The sequence below is a fragment of the Blastococcus sp. LR1 genome (assembly GCF_020166105.1).
Classification (GTDB): domain Bacteria; phylum Actinomycetota; class Actinomycetes; order Mycobacteriales; family Geodermatophilaceae; genus Blastococcus.
Map to the genome: position 1 here is coordinate 105,124 of NZ_JAIUJY010000002.1, position 22,063 is coordinate 127,186.

General features: G+C 73.9%; 18 protein-coding genes. 7 read left to right on the forward strand and 11 right to left on the reverse strand.

Annotated elements, in window-relative coordinates; all coding sequences use genetic code 11:
- Positions 1-16: 16 nt before the first annotated feature.
- Genes LBW97_RS05155 through LBW97_RS05165 form a run of 3 tightly spaced genes read right to left on the reverse strand, consistent with a single transcriptional unit; the run spans position 17 to position 2,484 of the window.
- Positions 17-442 carry a nitroreductase/quinone reductase family protein gene (locus LBW97_RS05155; protein WP_224498343.1) on the reverse strand — a complete coding sequence of 142 codons (426 nt, stop codon included), beginning with the start codon at positions 440-442 and terminating at the stop codon, positions 17-19.
- Entirely contained in the window at positions 439-1,377 is a 939-nt protein-coding gene (locus LBW97_RS05160; protein WP_224498344.1) for an NADP-dependent oxidoreductase, read from the reverse strand. Before LBW97_RS05160 ends, LBW97_RS05155 begins: the two co-directional genes overlap by 4 nt.
- 24 nt (positions 1,378-1,401) lie before the next feature.
- Complete coding sequence (locus tag LBW97_RS05165) at positions 1,402-2,484, reverse strand: alkene reductase (protein WP_224498345.1); 1,083 nt, start codon at positions 2,482-2,484, stop codon at positions 1,402-1,404.
- An 87-nt stretch (positions 2,485-2,571) separates the two neighbouring features.
- Here LBW97_RS05165 and LBW97_RS05170 point away from each other — a divergent pair, with 87 nt between their 5' ends.
- Together LBW97_RS05170 and LBW97_RS05175 are read left to right on the forward strand one after the other, a co-directional pair.
- Positions 2,572-3,072, forward strand: a complete 501-nt coding sequence (locus LBW97_RS05170) for a MarR family winged helix-turn-helix transcriptional regulator (RefSeq protein ID WP_224498346.1) — start codon at positions 2,572-2,574, stop codon at positions 3,070-3,072.
- A 42-nt stretch (positions 3,073-3,114) separates the two neighbouring features.
- Positions 3,115-3,855, forward strand: coding sequence for an NAD(P)H-dependent oxidoreductase (locus LBW97_RS05175; protein ID WP_224498347.1), 741 nt, complete (start codon positions 3,115-3,117; stop codon positions 3,853-3,855).
- Between the two features lie 268 nt (positions 3,856-4,123).
- On the opposite strand, the gene LBW97_RS05180 is transcribed toward LBW97_RS05175, so the two are convergent.
- Both LBW97_RS05180 and LBW97_RS05185 read right to left on the reverse strand, forming a co-directional pair.
- Positions 4,124-5,665 (reverse strand): acetolactate synthase large subunit, encoded by a 1,542-nt coding sequence (locus tag LBW97_RS05180; RefSeq protein ID WP_224498348.1) that lies wholly within the window; start codon positions 5,663-5,665, stop codon positions 4,124-4,126.
- 3 nt (positions 5,666-5,668) lie between these two features.
- Complete coding sequence (locus LBW97_RS05185) at positions 5,669-5,980, reverse strand: EthD family reductase (RefSeq protein WP_224498349.1); 312 nt, start codon at positions 5,978-5,980, stop codon at positions 5,669-5,671.
- A gap of 405 nt (positions 5,981-6,385) precedes the next feature.
- On the opposite strand from LBW97_RS05185, the gene LBW97_RS05190 reads away from it, so the two are divergent.
- Positions 6,386-6,682: a WXG100 family type VII secretion target gene (locus LBW97_RS05190; protein ID WP_224498350.1), complete on the forward strand. Its 297-nt coding sequence runs from the start codon at positions 6,386-6,388 to the stop codon at positions 6,680-6,682.
- Between the two features lie 71 nt (positions 6,683-6,753).
- Here LBW97_RS05190 and LBW97_RS05195 read toward each other — a convergent pair whose 3' ends face one another.
- The 6 genes from LBW97_RS05195 to LBW97_RS05220 form a co-directional block, all read right to left on the reverse strand.
- Positions 6,754-7,092, reverse strand: a complete 339-nt coding sequence (locus tag LBW97_RS05195; protein WP_224498351.1) for a hypothetical protein — start codon at positions 7,090-7,092, stop codon at positions 6,754-6,756.
- Positions 7,089-11,465: an FtsK/SpoIIIE domain-containing protein gene (locus LBW97_RS05200; protein ID WP_224498352.1), complete on the reverse strand. Its 4,377-nt coding sequence runs from the start codon at positions 11,463-11,465 to the stop codon at positions 7,089-7,091. The genes LBW97_RS05195 and LBW97_RS05200 overlap by 4 nt, the downstream gene beginning before the upstream one ends.
- A gap of 17 nt (positions 11,466-11,482) precedes the next feature.
- Positions 11,483-13,507 carry a serine/threonine-protein kinase gene (locus tag LBW97_RS05205; RefSeq protein WP_224498353.1) on the reverse strand — a complete coding sequence of 675 codons (2,025 nt, stop codon included), beginning with the start codon at positions 13,505-13,507 and terminating at the stop codon, positions 11,483-11,485.
- A 12-nt stretch (positions 13,508-13,519) separates the two neighbouring features.
- A complete protein-coding gene (locus tag LBW97_RS05210) occupies positions 13,520-14,800 on the reverse strand; it encodes a hypothetical protein (RefSeq protein ID WP_224498354.1) in 1,281 nt (426 codons plus the stop codon).
- A gap of 1 nt (position 14,801) precedes the next feature.
- The gene (locus LBW97_RS05215; RefSeq protein WP_224498355.1) at positions 14,802-17,615 is read right to left on the reverse strand and encodes a hypothetical protein; all 2,814 of its coding nucleotides are present in this window, start codon (positions 17,613-17,615) and stop codon (positions 14,802-14,804) included.
- 227 nt (positions 17,616-17,842) lie between these two features.
- A complete protein-coding gene (locus LBW97_RS05220; protein WP_224498356.1) occupies positions 17,843-18,778 on the reverse strand; it encodes an NADP-dependent oxidoreductase in 936 nt (311 codons plus the stop codon).
- A 116-nt stretch (positions 18,779-18,894) separates the two neighbouring features.
- Here LBW97_RS05220 and LBW97_RS05225 point away from each other — a divergent pair, with 116 nt between their 5' ends.
- The 4 genes from LBW97_RS05225 (at position 18,895) to LBW97_RS05240 (ending at position 22,043) form a co-directional block, all read left to right on the forward strand.
- Complete coding sequence (locus tag LBW97_RS05225; RefSeq protein WP_224498357.1) at positions 18,895-19,407, forward strand: hypothetical protein; 513 nt, start codon at positions 18,895-18,897, stop codon at positions 19,405-19,407.
- A gap of 88 nt (positions 19,408-19,495) precedes the next feature.
- Entirely contained in the window at positions 19,496-20,287 is a 792-nt protein-coding gene (locus LBW97_RS05230) for a DUF4097 family beta strand repeat-containing protein (RefSeq protein WP_224498358.1), read from the forward strand.
- Positions 20,288-20,313: 26 nt separating this feature from the next.
- Entirely contained in the window at positions 20,314-21,255 is a 942-nt protein-coding gene (locus LBW97_RS05235) for an ATP-binding cassette domain-containing protein (protein WP_224498359.1), read from the forward strand.
- A complete protein-coding gene (locus tag LBW97_RS05240) occupies positions 21,252-22,043 on the forward strand; it encodes an ABC transporter permease (RefSeq protein WP_224498360.1) in 792 nt (263 codons plus the stop codon). Before LBW97_RS05235 ends, LBW97_RS05240 begins: the two co-directional genes overlap by 4 nt.
- The last annotated feature ends 20 nt before the right edge of the window (positions 22,044-22,063 follow it).

A 22,063-nucleotide genomic window follows, 5' to 3' on the forward strand; every position in this document is an offset into this window, starting at 1 on the left:
CCTCTGCGGTCGGCTCCTACTCCCACGGTGCCAGCCGGAAGACCGGAAGACGACGAGCGCCGGCCCGGCGCTGGTAGTTCGCGAAGGCCGAGGACCGGCGCACGAAGCGGGCGAACGCCGTCTCGTAGTCCTCGCCGTCGAGCTCGGTGGCGGTCACCGGCACCGTCTGCGCCTCCCCGTGCGCCGTCGCGACCTCGATCTCGGTGTGCGGGTGCGCGCGGAGGTTGACCGCCCACGCCGGGTCCTTCTCCGCGCCGGCCGCCGAGGCCACCACCAGCCAGGCGTCGCCGTCGCGCAGCGACATCGCCGGGTTCACCCGCGGCTGCCCCGTCCGGGCACCGACGGTGTGCAGCAGCACCAGGTGGGTGCCGAAGCCGGCCGAGTCCACCCGCCCGCCGTTCGCGCGGAACTCGGCGATGATCGTCGCGTTGTAGTCGCTCACCGCTCCTCCACCGTGATCACGACCTTGCCGCGCAGCTCGCCCGCCTCGCCCCGCGCGTGCACCTCGGCGAGCTGCTCGAGCGGGTACCGGACGCTGACGTCCAGCCGGAGCGTGCCGGCGTCGACCCGGTCGACGAGCGAGGCCAGCTGGGCGGCGTCGCTCCGGACGAAGACGCTGCTCGCCCGCACTCCCCGCTCGGCGTCGGCCTCCCCCGGCGTCGTGGTGGAGACGAACACCCCACCGCGCCGCACGAGCCCGATCAGCGCAGCGGTCTCCTCCGGCGAGGTGCGCACCAGGTTCAGCACGACGTCGACCGGCTCGGTCACCGCCTCGGTCACCGGCGTACGGGTGTGGTCGACCACCTGGTGCGCGCCGGCCGCGGTGACGGCGGCGGCGCTGCGCGGGCTCGCCGTGGCGATCACCGTCGCGCCGAGCTCGGCGGCGAGCTGGACGGCGTAGCCGCCGACCCCGCCCCCGGCACCGTTGACGAGCAGCCGCTGCCCGGCTGCGAGCCCGGCGTGCTCGACCAGCGCCTGCCAGGCGGTGAGCCCGGCCGAGGGCAGCGCGGCGGCGTCGGCGAGCGGCACCGACCGCGGAGCACGGGTCAGCAGCTCGACCGGTGCGAGCACGTACTCGGCCGCGGCGCCGGGCTCGGTCATCGGGAGGAACGCGACGACGTCGGCACCGATGAGCTCCTCCGGCCCGCCCGGCCCGACGGCCGTCACGGTGCCGGCGAGGTCGAACCCGGGCACGTGCGGCAGCCGCAGCGGGAGGACCTGCTGCAGGTACCCGGCCCGGATGGTGCCGTCGACGGGGTTGAACGAGGTGGCCGCGACCCGGACCAGGGCCTGACCGGGGCCCGGAACCGGGCGGTCGAGGTCGGCGGGCTCGAGGACCTCGGGTCCGCCGTAGGACGAGAACGTGATGGCGCGCATGGGGATCTCCTCAGGAGGGCGCGGTCAGGCGCCGAGTCGGGGGTAGTCGGTGTAGCCGTGCTCGTCGCCGCCGTAGAAGCTGGCGCCGTCGGGGGCGTTGAGCGGAGCGCCGGTGCGCACCCGCTCGACCAGGTCGGGGTTGGCCAGGGCCAGGACGCCGACGGTGACGACGTCGGCCAGCCCGTCCTCGACGTCCTGGACACGGCTGGCGAGGTCGGCGCCGCTGCGGTTGACGACCAGCCCACCGGGCCAGCGGTCGCGCAGGGTGCGCAGCAGCGCGTCGTCCTCGCCCTGCACGACGTGCAGGTAGGCCAGGCCCAGCGGGGCCAGCGCGTCGACGAGCGCCGGGTACACCGCGGCGACGTCGTCCTCGACGATGTCGTTGAACGGGTTGCCGGGGGCGATGCGGAAGCCCACCCGGTCCGCGCCGATCTCCTCGGCCACCGCGGCCGCGACCTCGACGGGGAACCGGATCCGCCCCTCCACCGAGCCGCCGTAGGCGTCGGTGCGCCGGTTGGCGTTGGTGCTGAGGAACTGGTGCAGCAGGTAGCCGTTGGCGCCATGGAGCTCCACGCCGTCGGCGCCGGCCTCGACGGCGAGGCGGGCGGCCCGGCGGAAGTCGGCGACCGTCTGCGCGAGGTCCTCGGTGGTCATCTCCCGCGGCACCGGCATCGGCTGCGGGCCGGAGGCGGTGAACATCTGCGCCTGCGCGGCGACCGCCGAGGGCGCCACCGGCGGCCGTCCGTGCGGGGTGTTGGAGGGGTGCGCGACCCGGCCGACGTGCATCAGCTGGATCACCAGGCTGGAGCCGGCGGCGTGCACGGAGTCGGCGATCGCCCGCCAGGCCTGCGCCTGCTCCTCCGTGTGGATGCCGGGCGTCGTCAGGTAGCCCTGCCCGTCCTCCGAGGGCTGGGTGCCCTCGGTGATCAGCATCGCCAGCGACGCGCGCTGCGTGTAGTAGGTCGCCGTCAGGTCGGTGACCCGGCCGTCGGCGGTCGCCCGGCTCCGGGTCATCGGCGCCATGGCCAGCCGGTGCGGCAGGGCGATGCGGCCCAGCGTGGTCGGCGACCACATGGCCTCGTGGTGCAGGGTCTCGGTGATGGTCATCGTCGTTCCTCTCGTCCGTTGCTTCGAATTCGAAGGTAGACCCGGACGGAGGATGTGTCAAATTCGAAGCAACTCTAGGATGAGGGCATGACGGACAGCACCGGCCACGGCGGACCACCGGCGGAGTTCGCGCCGTACTTCGCGCTGCTGGAGGCCGGGGCGCTGGTCCAGCACGGCGTCGAGGCGCAGCTGCGCGAGTCAGGCGACCTGAGCTTCGTGCAGTTCCAGATCCTGGCGATCCTCTCCGAGGACGCCGCCGGGACGCAGACGATGACCGCCATCGCCGACCGGCTCGTGCACAGTCGCAGTGGCCTGACCTACCAGGTGCAGCAGCTGGAGAAGCGGGGTCTGCTCACCCGCGCACCCTCGCCGGAGGACGAGCGCAGCACGGTGGTCGCGCTGACCCCGTCCGGCACCACGCTCATCCAGGCGATCCTGCCGGGGCACATGGCGGTCGTCCGCGAGATCCTCCTCGATGCCCTCGACCCCGGGGACGGCGCCGAGCTCACCCGCCTGCTGGAGAAGGTCCGCCAGCACATGCGCGCCCGACCGCCTCGATCGGCCACCCGTGCCCGCCCCCGCGGCTGACCGGACGCCGCCGGTCCACGAGCCCTCTGGAGGACCAGGAGCATGAGCACGCTCATCGTGACCGCCCATCCCGACCCCGACTCGCTCACGCACTCCGCCGCCCGACGGCTGCGCGAGCTGATCGGCACCGAGGGGTCGGCTCTCGCGCACCTCGCGCAGGAGGGCTTCGATCCGAGGTTCAGCCCCGGCGACCGGCGCACCTACGTCACCCGGGGCGTACCAGACCCCGCCGTCACCGCCGAGCAGCGGCGCATCGACGCCGCCGACCACCTCGTGCTCGTCTTCCCGGTGTACTGGTGGTCCGTGCCGGCGCTGCTCAAGGGGTGGATCGACCGGGTGTTCATCGCAGGATGGGCCTTCACCTACGACGACGACGACCGCGTCGTCCCGCAGCTGGGCCGGGTGACGGCGCACCTGCTGCCCATCTCCGGCACCGCCGCGGAGTCGTTCGCGCGGCACGGGTACACGCAGTCCTTCGCCACGCAGATCGAGCGCGGCGTCGTCGACTTCTGCGGCATGCGACGCGGCGTGACCGCCTTCGTCCACGACTCCGAGTCCGAGGACGGGGCCAGGGTCGCCCGCGACGTGGAGGCCGCCGTGACGGCGATCGCGTCGGCGATCACCGGCTCCGCTCCCGACGTCCCCGCAAACCTCCGGGACCAGGTGCAGGCAGTTCCGGGGTCAGCCCAGGAAGGTGTCCCCGCCCGCGAGCGCGGTGAGCAGCACCATGGCGGTGAAGGCGAGCAGGATGAAGCCGATCACCCCGAGGGCGAGCAGGCCTGACCGGAGCTCGCTGCCCCGCTTCCCCACCGGCCGGCCGGGAGCCGGCTCGCCGGGCCCGGCAGCCGGGGGTGCGCTGCTCCGCACGTGCCGCTGATGGCCCTCGGGCTGGTGCACGGTCCTCGGTCCCTGCTGGAGCTTGACGCTCATGACGGCTCCTCGTGCCGGGTCGCGCCCGGGCACCGTCCGGCACCCGGACCGGGTCCTGGTGGACCCGGTCCGATGCTGATCCCCGCCGCGCGGCCGGGACAGGGCCCGAGGGCCCGGATCCTCAGCTCAGGACGGCGTCGATCAGGTGCGGCCCCGGCTCGGCCAGCGCCTTCCGCAACTGCTCGGCCAGCTCCTCCGCGGTCGTCGCGCGGGAGGCGGGCACCCCCAGCCCCTGCGCGATCGACACGAAGTCCAGGCCCGGACCGCCGAGGTCGAGCAGCTTGCGCGCCCGCTCACCGTCGGAGGCCGCGCCCACCTTCTCCAGCTCGTGCTCGAGGATCGCGTAGGAGCCGTTGTCGCAGATGATCGTGGTGACGTTCGCCTGCTCGCGGGCGTAGCTCCACAGCGCCTGGATCGTGTACATCGCGCTGCCGTCCGCCTGGATCCCGATCACCGGCCGGTCCGGGCAGGCCACCGCCGCACCGAGCGCCATGGGCAGCCCGTCGCCGATCGCCCCGCCGGTCAGCGAGAGGACGTCGTGCCGCGGTCCGGCCGAGGTCATCTCGGTCAGCCCGACACCGGAGGTGAGCGCCTCGTCGACGATGATCGCGTTCTCCGGCAGCAGGGCGCCGACGACCGCCGACATCGTGCGCGGGTCCAACTTCCCGGTGGGCAGCTCGGGGCGCTCGAACTCGGCGACCTCGGGCTTGGCGTCCGGCGCGACGGCGTCGGCCAGTGCCTGCATCGCGGCGACGCCGTCCTCCCCCGGCTTGCTGAGCACGTGCACCGTGCAGCCCTCCGGCACCGGGTGCCCGGGCACGCCCGGGTAGCCGAAGAAGTGCACCGGCGCGGTCGTGCCGGCCAGCACCAGGTGGGTGGTCCCGGCGAGCGCGGCCATCGCCATCTCCGGCGGATAGGGCAGCCGGTGCACCTCGGGCAGGCCGGCGCCACGAGCCGCCCGGGCCGGGAAGGTCTCGGCCACCAGGCGCGCGCCGGTTCCGGCGGCGACCTGGGCGGCGGCGAGCTGGCCGGCCTCGTTCGCCATGACGTCGCCTCCGAGGAAGAGGACGACCGTCTCCCCGGTGCGCACCACCTCGGCGACGTCGTCGATGACCGACGGCGCCACGTGCGGCACGGGCCGGACGGCCTGCGCGTCGGCGACCTCGGCGCCGTCCTCCCAGGAGACGTCGGCCGGGAGCACGAGCGTGGCGATCCCGCCGGTCGCGATGGCGGCGACCGCCTCGGCCGCGTCGGCGGCGACGTCGGCCGGCGACAACGAGCGGCGCACCCAGGTGGAGACGGTGCCGGCGACCGAGTCGATGTCGGACTCCAGCGGCGCGTCCAGCCGCTTGTGCGAGCGCGCGTGGTCGCCCACGACGTTGAGCAGCGGCGCCTTGCCCCGCCGGGCGTTGTGCAGGTTGGCCATCCCGTTGGCCATGCCCGGCCCGAGGTGCAGCAGCGTCACCGCCGGCCGCCCGGCCATGCGCGCGTAGCCGTCGGCCGCGCCGGTGGCCACGCCCTCGAAGAGGGTCAGCACGGCGCGCATCTCGGGGACGTCGTCCAGCGCGGCGACGAAGTGCATCTCCGAGGTGCCCGGGTTGGCGAAGCAGACGTCGACGCCCGCGCCGACCAGCGTGCGGATGAGTGCCTGTGCACCGTTCACGGCTCAGACCACCGTCTGCACGTCGTAGTGGGTCATGGTGGCGCCGCCGGTCGCGAAGCCCGGGACGTCGGCTGCCGCGGCCTGTCCCTCGGGCGAGCCGAACGCCTCGCCCATCGCCGCCTCGGAGTCGAAGTCGAGCTCGGCGACGAGGTACGGCGCCGGCTGCGAGGGATCCATGGCGCTCGCGTGGCCGATGGTGAACCGCACGAGGCCGGGCATCTGCCGGGCCAGTGGCGCGTGCACGTCGCGGTAGTGCGCGTCGAAGGCGGCTGGATCCTCCGGCGGTCCGTAGCTGACGACGAGCCTGTGCACCATTGCGCGCTCCGCTTCCGGCAGGTCCGGCGCCTGCCCGTCGTCCAGCAAACAGGTCGTGGGCGCGGGCCGCGACTCCGATCGGCCGCGCCCCCGCCGCCCGGCCGGCAGCCGCGGACGCAGTTCGGGGGCACGGCGGACAGCAGTGCTCGTGCCCGCGCCGTCGTCCCCATTCTCGGCGAGGCGGTCGAGGGCGTCGCCCCTGCGATGTGTCGTCTCCCAGCGCTCCCAGCAGGTGATCACGTGCGTGCAGGATGCGCGCCACCGGTTGCGCTTTCCCCGGCCCGCGCGCCTGTCCACAGGCATTCGGGGAGGGGGCGCGGGCCGCCATTTCCGCTGTTACGGTCCCAGACGTATCCGATCCACCGGTGCTCGGTTGCACCCCCGACCTCCCCGATAGGAATCACCATGGCGAATGTCAACGTCACCTACCAGCAGATGGAAGAAGCGGCCGGTCGGCTGACCAACGGGCGCACCGAGATCGACGGCATGCTGGGGCAGCTCCAGAGCCTCGTCGAGCAGCTCGTCGCCGACGGCTACGTCACGGACAGCTCCAGCCAGGCCTTCCGGTCCTCCTACGAGGAGTTCACGCTCGGCGCCAAGAAGACCATCGAGGGTCTCGACGGCATGGCCTCCTACCTGAACCAGGCCGCCGCGACCTTCCGCGACGCCGACGCCCAGCTGTCCAGCGCGCTCGGTCGCTGACCACGCCGCATCCCCACTGAGGCCGCCTCGCTGCTGCGAGGCGGCCTCAGTCGCGTCCGGGTCAGGGCCCGTCAGCGCCGGGCAGCCGACTCCGCGGCGGGGACGCCCGAGTCGCGGATCAGCTGGAGGGCCACGCGGCGCATACGGAGCGAGTAGCGCGAGACGCCCGCGGCCGCGATAGGGCACACGGCGAGCACGACCGCACCGGTGATCGCCGCGCCGATCGTGAAGGTGCTGCCATCTGTGGCGACCCCCGCGAGAAGCAGCACCAGGCCCAGGCCCACTCCGAGCCCGGAGACCACCGCGCGGACCCGGATCGTCCGCCGGGTGGCCCGGTGGAGAGCCGAGACGGCAGCGCTGAAGACGGCGGCTACCGAGAGCCCGGGGCGCCGCGCACCGGAACTCGTCACGGCGTCGGAGGTGCCGGGATCGCGACCGTGAGCAGGGAGCTGTCGCCCAGGTGGAGCAGCCCGCGCCCGGGCTGGACCGGGGTGCCGATCGCGCCGCGCGGCACCCGCACGCCGATCAGGTCGCCGTCGGTGCTGCCCTGCGGGGAGAGCAGCACGCCCTGCCGCGACTTCTTGGCGTCCACCTGCCAGCCCGAGAGGCCGGTGCAGATGCTGTCGGCGTTCCCGGCCAGCACCAGGCTGCGGCCGGGGCCCGCATAACCCTTCACGACCTCGCGGAAGACCTCCGACGCCGGGCAGTCCCGCAGCACGTCGCCGTCGTCGAGCAGCAGCACCAGCGGCAGGTTCGGGTCGGCGTTGAGCAGCTCCTTCCAGCGGTCCGCCGGCGTCGACGCCTCCTCGATCACCTCGAGCACGCCCTCGCGCCCGGCCAGCCCGCGCAGCGGTGAGGCCTTCGGCGCGCAGACGACGACGGAGGTGCCCTGCCGGAGCAGCGACTCCGCCATCGCCATCAGGACGCTGCTCTTCCCCGACCGCCCGGGGCCGGCCACCACGAACCCCGAGGAGCCGCTGCCGATCAGGTCCGGGCCGGTGGCCGTCAGCTCATCGCCCCCGACCCCGACGAGGGCGAAGCCTGCACCGGCCTCGGGCGGCCGCATCTCCCAGGCGGCCTCGAAGGTGATCCGCGAGGGCAGGACGTCGACCCGGAACGGTCGGGCCGAGCGGGGCACGAGCGCGTCACGGACGTGCGCGGCCTTGGCGATCTCCGCGATGGCGGCCGCCTGGCCCTGGCCCGACTCGTCCTCCGACAGCAGTGCCACCTGGGTCTCCAGGGTGCCGTCGACGGTGACCGCGCGGCCCGGCGGCATCTGGTCGGGCACCTGCCTGGTCGGCACACCGATGAGCGGGTAGTCGCCCCGGTCGGCCAGGCGCATGACCAGCTTGTTGTCGGTGAGCGACGCCAGCCGGGAGGTGCCCAGCGACCGGTCGCCGGTGATCACGACGGAGATCCCGGCGGAGGCGCCCTCGCGGACGATCGCCATGAGGATGTCGGTGAGCCGGCCGCCGTCGACCTCGCCGAGGGTCGGCGTGTAGCCCTCCCAGCGGTCGAGGAACAGCAGGATGTGCGGCAGCCGCTCCTCGGTGGGCGCCGACCGGCGCTGCTCGGCGATGTCGGCGTAACCACTCTCGGCCAGCACCTGCTGCCGGTGCTCCAGCTCGCGCTTCAGCCGGTCGAGCAGCCGGGCGGCGCGCTCGGTCTGCGTCCGGGTGACGACCGCGCCGCACTGCGGCAGGTCGGCCAGGGGCAGCAGCGCACCGTTGCCGCAGTCGAGCGCGAAGAGGTGCACGTCGTTGGTCGAGCAGCGCGCGCCGGCCGAGCCGGCCAGCGTGCGCAGCAACTGGGAGCGGCCGCTCTTCGGCGAGCCGATGACCAGGAGGTGCCCGTCGGTGGCCGGGTCGAAGGCGGCCACCTGCTGTTCCTGCAGCGCGGGCAGGTCGCGCAGACCGAAGGGCAGCCGGGCCGACGACGCGGCGCCGGCCGCGGGGGCGTCGAGCTCGGAGACCAGCACGCGGGAGGACAACGCCTCCAGCCACGGACTGCGCTGGGCCGGCACGTCCTCCGCGACGGCCGCGCCGCGCACCGCCTCGACCAGCACGGAGAGGTCGGTGATCTCGACGTCGGACTGACGGGTCGCCGTCTTCGGCTTCTGGGGGGCCGCGTATCCGACCTGGTGCCATCCCAGGGGGACGACGAACGGCACCGCGGCGGCGACTGCGCCCTGCCCGGGGCGGCGGCCCCCGATCCGGCCGGCCTGGAACGGGACCAGTGCGCCGTGCCCGAGCCGGGCGAAGCCGCGGCCGGGGGCGGACTTGGGGAGGCGGGCGGCGTCGGGGGCGTCGAGCACGTCGCTGCTGTCGGCACCGTCGGTGACCCGCAGCGAGATGCGCAGGTTGGTGTTGGCCCTGATCTCGGGCGACACCACCCCGCTGGGCCGCTGGGTGGCCAGGATGAGGTGGATGCCGAGCGACCGGCCCCGCTGGGCGATGTTGACCAGACCGGTCACGAAGTCGGGCAGCTCCCGGGCCATCGAGGCGAACTCGTCGATGACGATGAGCAGCCGCGGGAGCGGTGGGCGGCCGGGCTCGCGGGCCTGCAGGTCGATGTAGTCGTCGATGTCCTTGACGCCGGCCCGTGCGAGCCAGTGCTCGCGGTACTTCAGCTCGGCACCGAGAGAGGTGAGCGCCCGCTCGACCAGGTGCGCGTCGAGGTCGGTGACCATGCCGACGGTGTGCGGGAGGTGGACGCAGTCCTTGAACGCGCTGCCGCCCTTGTAGTCGACCAGCACGAAGTTCAGCGCGTCCGGCCGGTTCGCCACCGCCAGCGACGCGATCATCGTCTGCAGCAGTTCGGACTTGCCGGCGCCGGTGGTGCCCGCGATCAGGCCGTGCGGACCGTCGGTGCGCAGGTCGAGGCTGAACGGGCCGTGCAGCCCGGAGCCGACCACGAGGCGGGTGGTCCGCCCCTCCATCTGCCAGCGGGCGCGGATGCCGTCGACGCTGGGCGGCTCCATGCCGAGCACGTCGAGCAGCCGCACGCTGTCGGGCAGGACGGCGTCGTCCTCCTCCAGGCTGACGTCGCGCAGCGGCGCCAGCGCCCGGGCCGCGCGCTCGGCGAGCTCGGCGGAGATCGGCTCGGCGAGCACCGCCGGCACCGGGTCGTGGCCGCTGCGCCGGACGACGAGCTGGGCCTCCTCCGCCGGGTCGAACACGGCGGTGGCCGTGGCCGCCTCGGGCAGGAACCGCTCCTCCTCGTCGGCGCAGATGGCGTAGACGCCGACCGCCGGCCCGTCCTGCAGCACCTGGGCCAGCCCTGGGGTCGCGCGCAGCGGGCGGTAGCCGTGGACGACGAGGACCTGCGCGGGGAACGACTCGGCCTGCAGGCGACTGCCGCTGCCGGCCGCCTCCCGGCGGGCCTTGATCAGTGCGGTGAGCTCCCCGACCCGGGCGGTCACCGTCTCCGGGTCGTTGCCGACGAAGGCGACCGGCCCTTCGCCGTCGGCCGCGCGCAGGTGCGGCAGCCAGCGGACCCAGTTCCAGTCGGTGCGCCCGCGCGGCGCGAGCACGGTGAGCGCGAGGTCGCGCGTCGGGTGGTGCACCGCGAGCTGGAGGACCACCCACCGCAGCAGCCCGGCCAGCGGTTCGGCCGGACCGGCCAGGCCCACGACCCCGGCCTCGCGCAGCGGGACGACCGCGGGCACCGCCCGCACGACGCGCTGCTCCGGTGGCTCGTCGCTGCCCGAGCGATCGGTCACCACGACCCGCGCCGGCAGGTCCGCCGACCCCAGCCGCAGGTCGAGGGCGTCGGGGTCGGTGCGGCGCCGTTCCCACAGCCGCCGGCCCGGCAGCACGGCGGTGAGCAACGCGCTGCCCGGATCGGGGTGGGCGTCCCGACGACGGAGCGTCTCCTCGGCCACCGCGGTCTCGATCCGCTCGTGCGCGCGGGCGAGGTCCTGCTCGTACTCCTCGCGGGCGCGACGGTTCTCGCGCGCGCTGTGCCGGCGATCGGCCACGGTGTTGCTGATCATCATCACCGGGCTGGCGATGGCGAACATGAGGTAGATCGGCGAGTTCAGCACGGTCGCCAGGACGATGCCGATGACCAGCGGCGCGATGATCATGACCATCGGGAACCGGCGCGGTTCGCGCGCCTGCGGCTCCTTGGGCAGCTGGATGCGCGCCTCCCGGGTGGAGGGCAGCAGACGCGGGGCGCGCACGAAGGCCCGCGTGCCCGGGGCCATCGGCTCGATCGCGGCGTCGGAGACCGCTGCCGGGCCGATGACCAGTTGGGTGTCGCCGAGCTGCACGATCTGCCCGGGCGCCACCTCCACGCCGTCGTCGTCCTCGGGCACGGGCTCGCCCTCGAGCGTGGTGCCGTTGGCCGAGCCGAGGTCGCGCAGGGTCGCGCCGTCGGCGGTGACGCGGAGCAGGGCGTGCCGGCGCGACATGGACCGGTCGGCGAACCCGAAGGCACTGCTGCGGCCGAGCTCGTGGTCGCCCATCGGCAACTCGGCGACCAGCCCGCTGCTGGGCCCGCTGAGCACTCGCAGCTGCCAGCCGCGGGTGGGCGGCCCGGCGGGCGCCGCCAGGGCGGCCGCCTCGGACAGGTGCACCACGCTGCCGTCGACGAGGGCGCTCTCCCCCACGGGCAGGTCGTCCTCGAGCCGCTCGCCGCCGATCCAGAGCCCCTCGGCGGGCATCCCGGAGACCCGGCTCAGCTCCGCGCAGACGCGGCTGACCGGAAGGTCGTCGTCGACGTCGAGGGCGACGTCGAGCAGCGTGCCGTCGACCTCCCCGACGCTCACCTGGACGCGCACGGCACTTCCTCTCGGATTCAGCCCGCGCTGTTCTGCAGGACGTCGAAGCTGCGGCTGCGGGCCTCGATCTCACCAAGGCGCACCGACACCGTGCACGCGGACCCCACCGTGTTGGCGTACGGCACCCGGTCGGTGAACGCGAGGGAGCCCGTGCAGTCGTCCGTGCCGACCTCGAGCTCGCCGCCGAGCTGCTGGAGCAGCAGGCTCGACTGCGGGTTGCGGCTGCTGAACAGCACGGAGATGTTGTCGGCCTGGTTCGTGCCCCGCCACACCGGCACGACGACCATGCCGACCGGCGCGCTCACCCGTACGAGGCCGTCGATCTGCACCTCCAGGTCCTCCAGCCGCTGGGCGGCGTAGACCGGGGTCGCGACCAGGCCGTCGAGCGCGTCGCCGGTGGCGGTGCCGGCGTCGACGAGACGCTGCCGCAGGCCCTGGACGTCGCCGTCGTCCTCCAGCTCGAACGGCGCCGTGTAGCTGGCGGTGACCTCGGAGCCGGCGGGGACGTCGACCGGCACCTCCCACCCGCAGGCGGTGACCGGGACGCCGGGCGTCACGTCCCGGACGGCGCCCACCGACCAGGAGACGTCCGGGCACGCCTCGCCATCCTCGGCGGCGGGGACCGACTCGAACAGCGGGCCGGCCAGCGCGGTCTCGGCCGACCACGTGACGGTCGTCGTCAGAGTTCCGGTCCCGGCGTCGTAGGAGCCCTCGCGGACGACGGTCAGCCCGGACGGCAGCTGCTCCGACGGGCCGACGACGACGAGCGCCTCAGCGGCGGCGCCGCCCCCTCCACCGACGGAGCCGCGGGGATCGTCGGAGCTGTCCGAGCCCGTCAGCGCGACGACACCCACCACCGCGCCCACGGTGACCAGCGAGCCGGCCGCGACCAGCCAGGTGCGGCGGTCGCGCAGCCAGCCGCGGGGAGCCTCGGGTTCCTCGACGACCGCCGGAGCGGCGTGCGCGGGAGCCTTCCGCTGGCGCAGCTGGGTCTCGGCGGAGGCCAGCTCCCCGTCGGAGTTCGCGCCCAGCCAGGCTGCCGCCTCACCGGTCGTGGGTGCGGGCAGCTCCGGGGCGGACTCGGCGGCCGCCGCCTTGACGTTGGTGCGGCCGGGGTCGAGTTCGTCGACCGGCCGGTGCCCGAGGACGCCGAAAGCGGGCGCGGGACCGGTTCCGGCTGCCTTCCAGGTGGTCGGCTCGGGCGCGACGGGCAGGGCAGGGAGCTCCTGGAGCGCGGGCAGCAGGTCGCGCAGTGAGGCGGCGGCGTCCTCGGCCGTCGGCCGGCGGGCGGGATCCTTCGCGAGCATCGCGTGCAGCACGGCGTCGAGCTCCCGCGGCAGCCCGGCGATGGGCGGCGGCTCGGCGGTGACGTGCCGGTTGGCGACCGCGTACCCGGTGCCTCCGCCCGCGAACGGTGCCCGGCCGGCGAGCAGCTCGTAGAGCAGGACGCCGGTCGCGTAGACGTCGGAGGCCGCGCTGACGGTCTCGGCGGTGAAGATCTCCGGCGCCATGTAGTCGGGCGTGCCGAGGACCCCGGTCATCCGGACGGTCGTCTCCTGCGCGAGCCGCGCGATGCTGAAGTCACCGAGGCGGACGCCGGGCGGCTCCTCGGCGGTGAGCAGCACGTTGTCCGGCTTGACGTCGCGGTGCAGCACGCCGCCGGTGTGGGCGGCGGCGAGCGCCTCGAGGACGTCGGCGGTGATCCGTGCGGCCTCCCCGGGTGCCAGGGTGCCGGCCGTCCGGAGCCGGGCGCGCAGGTCGGCGCCCTGCACCAGGTCCATGACGATGGCGAGGTCCTCGCCCTCGACCACCAGGTCCCGGACCCGGACCACGTTGGGGTGGACGAGGTCGAGCAGGATCGAGCGCTCCTGGACGAACCTGGTCAGGATCTCCGGGTCGCGGGCGAACTCGGGGCGCAGCAGTTTCGCCGCGACCTCTTCGCCGGTCCGCTGGTCGACGGCGGCCCACACCGTGCCCATCGCACCGGACCCGAGCTGCCGCTCGAGGACGTAACGGCTCCCGAGCGCGCGGGTGGTCTGCATGGGTCGGTCCTATCAGCCCTCGCCGTCGGGCAGCACGAACCACGACAGCGCGGGCGCGTCCTGCTCGACGCCGCGGTCGGCGCCGCGGGTGGTCGCCTGGAGCACGGCCACTCCCTCGTCCGGGAGCGCCTGCTGGTCGGCGAAGGCGAGCTCCGGACCGGCCAGACCTTCGTCGGCTCCCAGCTGGAGGCCGGCGAGGGCGGCGAGCACGGCCGAGGGCTCGGTGGAGCCGGCGGCGGCGGCCGCGGCGGCCAGCGCGACGACCGCATCGTGGCTGCGGACGTCGGCGGTCGCGGCCCCCAGGCGACCGAAGCCGTCGGTCCCGGACAGCGACTGGAGGTCGCCGTCCTGGGCGGAGAGGCGGACGGCGTCCAGGAAGCGGACCACGCCCTGGTCGGTGGAGGCGTCGGTGGCCGCCGGGCCGACGGCGAAGAACTGCCCGGCGGTGGTGGCGCCACCGCTGGAGCCGAGGTCGGTGAGGCGCGCGGAGAAGGCCGGCGTCAGGGCCGAGGGCCCGAGGACGACCGGTGCGCTGGGCACCCGACCCTGGAGAGCGGCGACCGTCTCGGCCGAGGTCTCCGCGGAGGCCGACACGAGGACGGCGTCCGCGGCGCCGTCGACGAGCGGCTGGGCGGCGGCCGCGACCTGGCCGGCGAGCGCGTCGCCCGCGGCGATGGTCACCCGGCGGTCGGGCTGCGCGAGGGCGGCGAAGCCCTCCCCCGTGCCTTCACCGGTGAACGCGACCGGCGCGCGCTGTCCGCGACCGGCCAGCATCGCGCCGACGACGTCGGCGACCTGCTCGTCGCTCGGGCCGGTGCGCCAGGCGTTGTCGCCGGCCGGGGCGTCGCGGCCGTCGTAGGGCAGCAGAACCGCGGTGCTCGCTCCGGCGGCGAGCTCCAGGGCGGGGTCGAGGTGCGCTCCGGCGGAGGCGTAGACGATGCCGGCGACCCCGGCGTCCAGCAGCTGCTGGGTGGCGGCGACGGCACCCTCCGGAGTGCCGCGATCGTCGATGACCTGCAGCTGGAGCCGGTCCTCGTCTGCGCCGTCGAGCCGGAACTCCGCCACGCGGGCGCCGGCCGCCGGGGCGGCGAACTCGGCTCCCTCACCGCGTGCGCCGGACCCGGTGACGACGAGGCCCACGCTGAGCCCCGACTCGAGGCCTTCCAGCACCGAGAGCTCGACCGTGGGCGCCGGCGCCGGCTCGAAGTTCTCCTCGTCGGGAGCCGCTTCGTCCGACGTGCAACCGCTGGTGACGACCGCGACGGCGGCGAGGCAGATCACCGATCGCCGCACGTCAGTTCTCCCCACCGATGCGGAAGCAGAAGACCGTGGCCGAGACCGAGCCCTTGGGGAGCTGCTCGGCGAACGGCTCGAGCCGCTGCGCGGCCTGCAGCGAGCGGGCGAATTGCTGCTGCTCCAGCTGTGCGTCGGCGACCTCTGCCTGCCGGACACCCCGGAAGCTGGCGGCGCTCTCGCTGGTCTGGGTGACCTGGTCGGTGCGGACGCCGGTCTGCCCGGCGCTGTTCTGGATCACGCCGAGCAGACCGCGGCCCTCGGTCGCCGAGCCCAGGTCCAGCAGCACCTTCTGCAGCTGGTCCTGCAGCGCCTGCGAGGCATCCGACTGGGACACGGTCGCCAGCGAGATCTGCTCGGCGAGACGTCCGATGGCCTCCTGCGCGGCGGCGTCGAGCTCCTGCTCGGCGGCGGCCTGCACGGCCTGGAGTCGCTGCGTCTGGACCTCGACGACGACCCGCCCCTGCTCCAGCTGCTGCGCCGCGGCGGTCGTCAGCTGGGTGCCGATGTCTCCGCCCAGCTCCTCGAGCGAGGCGTCGGCGCCGGTACCGGCTTCCTTGGCCTTGTCACGCGCCTCGTTCACCGGACCGGCCGCTGCCTTGTCGACGTCGTCGGCGGCCTTGTTGATCAGCCGCTCGAGAGCCCCCTCGGTGTCCTCACGAGCGCAGTAGAGCTGCTTGAAGCTCTCGTGCAGCGCATTGAGACGCTTGGAAGCCGCCACCGGAGGGACGGCGCAGTTGAGGTCCGACGAGACAGCGGAGTCGTAGAGGGTGGCCACTTCGGCCACGAGGGCGTCCAGCTCCGTGCTCAGTTGCGTGGTGATCGCACCATCGACGAGGCCGCTCAGATTTGCGGCCTGAGTCTTCACCGCGGCGAGGTCCTCTGCCGTGTCGGCCGACTGGTCGGCGGCCTGGATGAGGGAAGTCGCCAGGTCGTCCCAGTCGCTGGACTGCGCCCGCACACGCTCGGCGATCGAGTCTGCATCGGCACCGCTGACCGCGTCGAGGCTTCCGCAGTCGAGTCCCACGAGCTGCTCGCTCAAGGTGTCAAGCCGCTCCAGTTCGGGGTCGTCGGCGAGCAGCGTGGAAGCGGGGGCGCAGATCTCCACCGCGAGAGCCTTGCTCTGCGCGATGATCTGAGCATCCGCAGTTACCAGCGCGCCTTGCTGAAGCTCGGCCTGGTCGGCCAGCTCGGTCAGCGCGGTCGTCCACTCGGTGCTACCAGGCGAGGGCTCGACGGCCCCCAGCAGCGACAGGAGGCCGTCGATCTTGTCGGTGAGGGGATCGAGAAGGTCGTCGAGACCCTTGAGCGCGCCCCCGCCTTGCGTCTTCATGTTTCCGGCCTTGGCCTGCAGAGCGGCGACTGCACCCTGCAGGCCGGTGATGCCGTCAAGGACCGCGTCCACCGTGTCGTCCGGGTCGAGCGTGGCGGCGACTGTCGCCCGGTCCGTTCGTACACCCTCGGCGATCGTGTCGAGCTGCTTACCTGCGCCCATCAGCTTGCAGACCAGCGATTCGCTCCTGTCACCGGCGCACTGCTCGGTGCCGGCCTGCGGATCGATGTCGAAGCCGATGTCCTCGAGGAGCGTGCCGCGGAGGGCGTCGACGCAGTCGGTCGAGGCGTCGGCCAGTCCGTTCAGCTGGCGGCTCACCGCCGACAGCTGACCGAGCAGCGTCGAGGAAGGCGCCTCGGCGACGGCCTCGGTGCCACAGCCGACCGGCTGCGTCGGGCCGCTCGCGGGGGTCGGCGAGCCGAAGAACTGGAGAACGCCGCGCACGCTCTCGTCGAGTGCGCTGGTCGCGGTGCTGTTGGCCCCCTGAACGGTCGACCCGACCGAGTTGTCGAGCGCCTGCAGGTCGGCGATCAGGGACGCCATCGAGGAGTCCACCGAGGCGGCGGTCGACCGCAGCGCGCTCGTGGCGGCCGAACCGACCTGGCCGGCGTTGACCGCGAGCGTCTCGCGCACCGTCTGGAGGCTGTCGGTCACCTGCGCGAGCGTGGCGTTGACGTTGGCGATCAGGCCGATCGTGTGGTTCTCCGACCCCACCATGCGGGAGGAGCCACCGAAGATGTCGCCGACGAGGCGGGCGACGGAGTCATCGGTGGCCACACCCGGCTGCACGGCCAGGTTGATGGCCGGCAGCTCGAAGTCCTCGGCGTCCTGGACCAGCGTGAAGGTGGTGCTCGGCTGCAGTCGCGGCGGAGCGAGGATCGAGGCCCACTGGACCGTCGTCGCGTCGTCCTCGGTGGTGATCACGCCGTTCGTGGTGCCCGGCTCCGTGGCCGCGGCCTGCGGGCGGACCAGCGTCGCGGCGCCGTCGCCGGGGAGGACGGCGCTGGCCACGACGGTCATCGGCGTCGTCACCAGCTCGTAGCTCTCGCGGGCCACGCCGTTGGCGTCGTACTGGAAGCGCTCCGGGCGGCCGGTCAGGTTCTGGACGGTCACGTTGATCTCGACCCGCCCGTCGGCACCCTCGATGTCGGCGAGGTCGGTGCCGACACGGCCGTCGTGCCGCCACGAAGTGGTCACGCGGACCGGGAGATCGCCGGCGTGCTCGGCGGGGTTCAGCGCGGTGGTGCTGGTGGTCGGGTCCTCCCCGTCCTCGCCGCGGCTCACCAGCGCGGAGGTGAGCCCGGTGACCGCACCGTTCGAGGCGAGGTCGATCGTCACCGCCTGCAGCGCCCGCCGCGGTGCCTCCTCGGCGAAGACGACCGGCGCCATGACGGCGCCACTCCCGAGCAGCACCACCGCCGCCCCGGCCGTCACCCCCCATCGGCGTCCGCTACCGGAACCGACCAGGCGTGTGCTGCCCACGAACGTTCTCCCCGCGCTCAGTCCGTCACCGCACCCCTCCGGACAGCGGTCCGGGACGTCACCAGGGCGACGGGGCGGGCATTCGCCGAGACACTAGACGGACCGGTCCGTATCGGTCCAGCCAGGTCCGCCCGGCTGTGGAGAGAGGACGGCGTGCACAGCGGCCACTCGTCACGCTGCTCGCCGCCAGCCACGATCGCACGGGTCCGCCGATCCCGCGACGCGGCTCAGAAGGTCAGCACCAGCCGCCCACGCACCCCGCCGGCCTCGAGCACACGGTGCGCCTCGGCCGCCTGCTCCGCCGGGAACGTCCGCGCCACCCGGAGCGTCAGCACGCCGTCCTCGACCTGCTGCCGCAGCGTGTCCAGCCAGGCCCGCTCCTCCGCCACCTTGCGCACGAGCGTGGGGAAGAACCGCAGGCCCCGCTCACCGTTGCCCCGGTAACCGCGGACCGTCGCGACAGCTCCTCCGTCACGCACCGCGGGCAGCACCAGCTCGTCCTGCACCGACCCGTCGGCCAGCCCGTGCACGCCCTCCGGGAAGTGCTCGCGGATCCGCTCGGCGACGTCGTCCCCGCGCCGGACGACGACGTCGGCACCGAGCCCGCGCACCAGCTCCTCGTCGGCCTCCGACGCATCGGCGACGACGGTGAGCCCCTCGGCCTTGGCCAGCTGGATGACGTAGCCGCCGTACGCGCCGGCCGCACCTGTCACCGCCAGCACCTCACCCGGCTGCAGCGCCATCAGGTTCAGGGAGAACCGGGCGGTCAGGCCGTTCATCGGCAGCGTCGCGGCCTCCACGGCGGTGGCGCCCGCCGGTGCCCGCACGACGGAGTTGCCCGGCAGCACCTTGTCCTCCCGGTAGGCGCCGTACGGGCCGAACGGGACGACGACGCCCATGGCGAGGTCGCCGACGGAGAGGTGGTCGACCCCCTCGCCCACCTCGGCGACGGTTCCGGCGACGTCCATGCCGGGCACCCACGGCGGCGTCTTGACGGGGTCACGCTCGGCGTAGGCGCCGGAGCGGGCGTGCGTGTCGGTCGGGCTGACCGCGGCCGCCTCGACCGTCAGCCGCACCTGGCCCGGGCCCAGCGGCTCCTGCTCGACGTCGACGATGTGCAGGGCCTCCGGCCCACCGAACTCGGTCACTCCCGCAGCACGCATGCGCCGTGCTTACACGGACGCCGCCCGGCCCGCTCCAGCAGGCCCTTCATCCGGTGGTGTCACGCGACATCACATCGGCCCTTGCGCTGACGTCATAGTGGTGTCACAGTGACGTCATGGACCTGACGCCCTTCGTCGAACAACTCCGACGCGAACTCACGGTCGCCGCCGAGGCCGGCGGCGAGGACGCCCGCGCTCTCGCCGAACGACTGGTCGCGCCGCTGGAGTCCTCGGTGCGGCTGGCCCTGCTCAACGCACTCTCCGTGGCCGCCGAGGAGCTGACCGGCCAGCTGGCTCCCGGCTCCGTCGACGTCCGGCTGCGCGGCGGCGACATCGGCTTCGCCGTCACCCAGCCGCCCGCTCCCGAGCCGGCCGCGCAGCCGGCCGCCGTGGCTGCGCCCGCTCCCGACACGGACGACGGAAGCACGATCCGGATCACCCTCCGACTGCCCGAGGCGCTCAAGTCCCGGGTGGAGGACGCCGCCGCCGCGAGCGGCTCCTCGGTCAACACCTGGCTCGTCCGTGCGGTGTCCGGCGCTCTGGACACCGGCTCCCGCACTGCCCCGAGCGAACCCCGGCGCAGCAGCCGGTGGTCTCCCGGAGAGCACGTCACGGGCTGGGCCCGCTAGCCCCCGCTCCTCCCCCAGCTCGCACAGCACCTCCACCCCGGCCGCCCGGCCGCGGGTGTCCCATCCGCGCCCTCAGGAGGGCACCGCCATGCCTGTGTTCGACACCCCCGACCCGATCACCACCCGCATCGACGTCGCCGCCGGGAACGCCCGGGTCAGCGCGACTCGGCGCACCACCACCGAGGTCGACGTCCGCCCCGCCAACCCGAAGAAGGCCGGCGACGTCGAGGCCGCGCAGCAGACCCGCGTCGAGTTCGCCGACGGGCGGCTGCTGATCAGCACTCCCCGCAAGCTCCGGCTGGCCCTGTTCGGCCCCTCCGCCGTCGTCGACATCGACGTCCGGCTGCCCGAGGGCTCCGAGCTGCACGCCGACTCCGGCTTCGGCAACGTCGACTGCGAGGGCCGGCTCGGCGACGTGCGCGTCACCAGCAAGGCCGGCGACGTCCGGATCGACCGGGCCGGCACGGTCACCGCCCGCAGCTCCGCCGGCGACGTCGAGGTCCGCGAGGCCCACGGCAGCGTCGATGCCGGCACCGCCTACGGCCAGGTGCGGGTCGGCTCCGCCCGCGGCGACGTGCGACTGGACTCCTCGAGCGGCGACATCTGGGTCGACCGGGCGTCGGGCTCGGTGCACGCGACCACGAAGTACGGCCAGGTGCGGGTGACCGAGGCCGTTCGCGGCGAGCTGGTCCTGGAGACGTCCTACGGGACCGTCGAGGCCGGCGTCCGCGAGGGAACGGCCGCCTGGCTCGACCTCCAGGCCTCCGCCGGGCGCGTGCGCAACCTGCTCGACGCCGCCGACGGTCCCGACGACGCCGTCGAGATCGTCGAGATCCACGCCCGGACCGCCTACGGCGACGTCGTCGTCCGCCGCGCCTGATCCGCCACCACCCGAGAGGAAGCGACATGAATTCCGCCATCTCCGTCCGGGGACTGCGCAAGTCCTTCGGCGAGCAGGTCGTGCTCGACGGCCTGGACCTGACCGTTCCCGAGGGCTCGGTCTTCGCCCTGCTGGGCCCCAACGGGTCCGGCAAGACCACCACCGTCGACATCCTGTCCACGCTCACCCCCGGCGACTCCGGCGAGGTCCGGGTGGCCGGGTACGACGTGGCGAAGGACCCCCGTGCCGTTCGTGCGTCCATCGCGGTCACCGGCCAGTTCACCGCCGTCGACAACCTGCTGACCGGTGCCGAGAACCTCCGCCTGATGGCCGACCTGCTCCACCTCGGCCGGCAGGAGGGGCAGGCCCGCGCCGCGGACCTGCTCGAGCGGTTCGACCTGGTCGAGGCCGCCACCACCAACCCGTCGACCTACTCCGGCGGCATGCGCCGCAAGCTCGATCTCGCCATGGGCCTGATGGGTGACCCCCGGATCGTCTTCCTCGACGAGCCGACCACCGGCCTCGACCCGCGCAGCCGGCGGGCGGTCTGGGACGTCGTGCGCGGCCTCGTCGCCGACGGAGTCACGGTGCTGCTGACGACGCAGTACCTCGAGGAGGCCGACCAGCTCGCCGACCGCATCGGCGTGCTGAACGGCGGCCGGCTGGTCGCCGAGGGCACCGCGGCCGAGCTCAAGCGGCAGGTGCCCGGCGGCTCCGTGCGGCTGCAGTTCACCGACCGGCGCCCGCTGGACGACGCCGCCCGGCTCTTCCCCTCCGCCGCCCTCGACGCCGACGCCCTGGCGCTCGACGTGCCGAGCGACGGCGGCGTCCGCGCGCTCAAGGACGTGCTCGCCCGCCTGGACGAAGCGGCGATCGAGGTCGCCGACCTGACCCTGCACACCCCTGACCTGGACGACGTCTTCCTGGCCCTCACCGGCCGGCCGACCCCCGAGGAGGTGGCCTCGTGACCACGCTGGGCCTCACCCTGAACGACTCCACCACCATGCTGCGCCGCAACCTCGTACGGGCGAAGCGCTATCCCGGCCTCACGCTGATCACCGCCGCCGTGCCGATCGTGATGCTGCTGCTGTTCGTGTTCGTCTTCGGCGGCACGCTGGGCGCAGGCCTCGGCGGACCAGACGGCGGACGGGCGGAGTACGCCGACTACCTGACGCCCGGGCTGCTGGTGCTCGCCATCGGCGCCGCCGCGCAGGGCACCGCGATCACCGTCGCCATGGACATGACCGAGGGGATCATCACCCGGTTCCGCACCATGTCGATCGCCCGCGGCGCAGTGCTTGCCGGGCACGTGGCAGGTGCGGTCGTCCAGACGCTGATCGGTCTGGTCCCGGTGGTCGGCGTCGCCCTGCTGGTCGGGTTCCGCCCATCGGCCGGTGCGCTGGAGTGGCTCGCCGCCATCGGGGTCGTGGCGCTGCTGAGCTTCGCGATCTCGTGGCTGTGCGTCGCCATGGGGCTGCACTCCAAGACCGTCGAGGGCGCGAGCAACCTGCCCATGCCGCTGATGCTCCTGCCGTTCTTCGGCAGCGGGTTCGTGCCGGTCGACTCCATGCCCGCCGGTCTGCGTTGGTTCGCCGAGCACCAGCCGTTCACGCCGTTCATCGAGACGCTCCGGGGACTGCTGAGCGGGACGGAGATCGGCTCCAGCCTGGTCGAGTCGGTGGCCTGGTGCGCCGTCATCGCGCTGGTCGGCTACCTCTGGGCGCGACGGAACTACGAGAACCGCCCCGCCCGCTGACTCCTGCGAAGACCCCTGCC

Coding starts and splice junctions, on each gene's coding strand:
- LBW97_RS05170 (WP_224498346.1), top strand. CDS start 2,572: ATGACGGACAGCACCGGCCACGGCGGACCACCGGCGGAGTTCGCGCCG.
- LBW97_RS05230 (WP_224498358.1), top strand. CDS start 19,496: ATGCCTGTGTTCGACACCCCCGACCCGATCACCACCCGCATCGACGTC.
- LBW97_RS05225 (WP_224498357.1), top strand. CDS start 18,895: ATGGACCTGACGCCCTTCGTCGAACAACTCCGACGCGAACTCACGGTC.
- LBW97_RS05205 (WP_224498353.1), bottom strand. CDS start 13,507: ATGCAGACCACCCGCGCGCTCGGGAGCCGTTACGTCCTCGAGCGGCAG.
- LBW97_RS05190 (WP_224498350.1), top strand. CDS start 6,386: ATGGCGAATGTCAACGTCACCTACCAGCAGATGGAAGAAGCGGCCGGT.
- LBW97_RS05160 (WP_224498344.1), bottom strand. CDS start 1,377: ATGCGCGCCATCACGTTCTCGTCCTACGGCGGACCCGAGGTCCTCGAG.
- LBW97_RS05185 (WP_224498349.1), bottom strand. CDS start 5,980: ATGGTGCACAGGCTCGTCGTCAGCTACGGACCGCCGGAGGATCCAGCC.
- LBW97_RS05220 (WP_224498356.1), bottom strand. CDS start 18,778: ATGCGTGCTGCGGGAGTGACCGAGTTCGGTGGGCCGGAGGCCCTGCAC.
- LBW97_RS05165 (WP_224498345.1), bottom strand. CDS start 2,484: ATGACCATCACCGAGACCCTGCACCACGAGGCCATGTGGTCGCCGACC.
- LBW97_RS05235 (WP_224498359.1), top strand. CDS start 20,314: ATGAATTCCGCCATCTCCGTCCGGGGACTGCGCAAGTCCTTCGGCGAG.
- LBW97_RS05175 (WP_224498347.1), top strand. CDS start 3,115: ATGAGCACGCTCATCGTGACCGCCCATCCCGACCCCGACTCGCTCACG.